The sequence below is a fragment of the Candidatus Oleimmundimicrobium sp. genome (assembly GCF_030651595.1).
In the GTDB taxonomy this organism is placed as follows: Bacteria; Actinomycetota; Aquicultoria; order UBA3085; family Oleimmundimicrobiaceae; genus JAUSCH01.
In genome coordinates this window covers 1-2,077 of the sequence record NZ_JAUSCH010000114.1, presented here as the reverse complement: position 1 = coordinate 2,077, position 2,077 = coordinate 1, and the positions used below count along the sequence as shown (strand labels likewise).

General features: G+C 41.8%; 1 protein-coding gene. It reads left to right on the top strand.

What is annotated here, in order from left to right; genetic code table 11:
• Window positions 1-90: 90 nt before the first annotated feature.
• Window positions 91-2,067, top strand: a complete 1,977-nt coding sequence (locus tag Q7U95_RS06535) for a glycoside hydrolase domain-containing protein (RefSeq protein WP_308752937.1) — start codon at window positions 91-93, stop codon at window positions 2,065-2,067.
• Window positions 2,068-2,077: the final 10 nt, after the last annotated feature.

Sequence of the window (2,077 nt, the reverse complement as noted above, 5' to 3'; positions counted from 1 at the left end):
TTCTGGTGTGATGCGATATTCAAAATTAGTTTCGCCATTTTTTTTAATCAATACTAAAATCAATCTTAATAACATAAAGAGATCTATATTATGCAATATATATTCAATCTTCCCATAATCTTGATATTGTTAGCTTTAATTAGTTGCCCGTATAATACCTTGGCAGAGTTGAGAATTTGGGCTATAGGTGATGGAGTAAGGGTAGATCCGGTTTCTGGCAACCTGATTGAAGACATGCAGACCTTTTTTGGTAAGGTTGTAGGTGGGAATCCTAAAGAACAAAATTGGGTGTGGAACGCAGCTACAAGCACTATCACTCTTAAGGCAGCCCGTAATGAAGTGGTGGCATGCCAGATAATTATTGAGGTCGATCGTCCAGTTAGTGGTGTCAATATTCAGGGAACAGATTTAATAGGTTCTAAAGGGCATCTGCTTAACTCATCCAATGTGGATTTTTTTCGCCAATGGTATCATTTCGTACCGTATAGTACTGAGCCACGCGAGGGGGTCAGATATCCCCTAAAGACCGGATGGTATCCCGATGCGCTGATCCCTTTTGATGCTATCAATCATGGGGCTCCATTTAATATTCCAGGAGAAGATTTTTATTCAATTAATGATAGTGGTGAGACTGAACAGAAGTTGAATGTCCAAACTAACCAGGCAGTTTGGCTTGATTTGTACGTGCCGGATGATACTCCTTCAGGTTTTTATCAGGGATATTTAAATATAACAGCAGAGAATGAACAGACTCAGAAAATTAAGCTTCAACTTGAAGTATTTGACTTTAAAATTCCTGACGAATTTCATACTACAATGGAATTGATGGATTATGGAAGGATTACTACAGGTTCAGAAAATGTTGAACTGAAGACTCATCGTATGGTCAAGCAACACCGGATTTCAGTCTCATCAACTGGTATGATGCCTGACATTATTGGTCAAGGTTATAATATTAGATTCGACTGGTCAAGGTTTGATAGCCGCTGGGGTAAATTCTTTGATGGGAGTGCATTTATTGAGGGACCTGGCAAAGGACTGCCAGTTACACACACTTTATTGCCTTTTGATGCAAAGGTATGGCGTACAGACAAAACAAAAAAATGGTGGGGTAAAAACTGGCCTTTCCCAATTCCAGGTGATAGCACTAATCAGGTATTCACACCAGAATACGACATGGCTTTTAGTGAGAAATTGTTGGAGTTTGAAAACCATTTCGAGCAAAAAGGTTGGAAAGAAGTAAAAATGATGTTTTGGCCTGAAGGGGTGGATGAGCCACAACCCGACTTAGGCGAAGTGGGACAAAAAACATTGAATATGGCCAGACACTATGGTCGCTTGCTTAAAAATAGCGGCACCCATCGGATCAAGTATCGCCTGGACATAGGCGGGGGATTACACTCCATTGTGGATTTGAACGATGATGGATGGATCAAGCCGGACACAAAAGAGGTAGTCGATTATATTCAGGATGTGGTTGATGTCTGGAATTGTTCAGGGAAGTGGATCGAACCAGAGACTCTTAACATGCGGCATGGTGAGAATCGATGGACTGATGTCTGGTTCTACAATGGATACCCTCCTGCAGTTGGGACAATGATGATCAATGGTGAATCATTGGGATTTCGCACCTGGCTTTGGATAGTTTGGAAATACAGGCTTTCAGGAGCCTGCGATTGGGAGTTCGGACTAACACAAGGAAAGAACGTCTTTCGACAGACGATAATCAGTGATTCTGAAGGTTACCCTTATCTCAGAAATATGTATATCTATCCAGGTGAACAAATCGACCTGGCTGGTGAACCTCTGCCATCGATCCGTCTGAAAATGATTCGTCGTAGCTTGCAGGATTACGAATATTTCTGGCTATTAACTGAAAAAAACAAAGATGGAGGTGAGGCAGCGGACAAGGTTATCAAACAGATAGTCAAGCGAGGGCTAAGAGAGGCTGTGCCGCATTGGCCTCCCATGGAATATGCTCAGGATGACTGGTCGCATCGTCCGGAAGAATGGTACGATGCCCGGTTGGAACTGGCTTCTCAAATTGAGAATACTCTAAAAGAATAATTTATTCTAG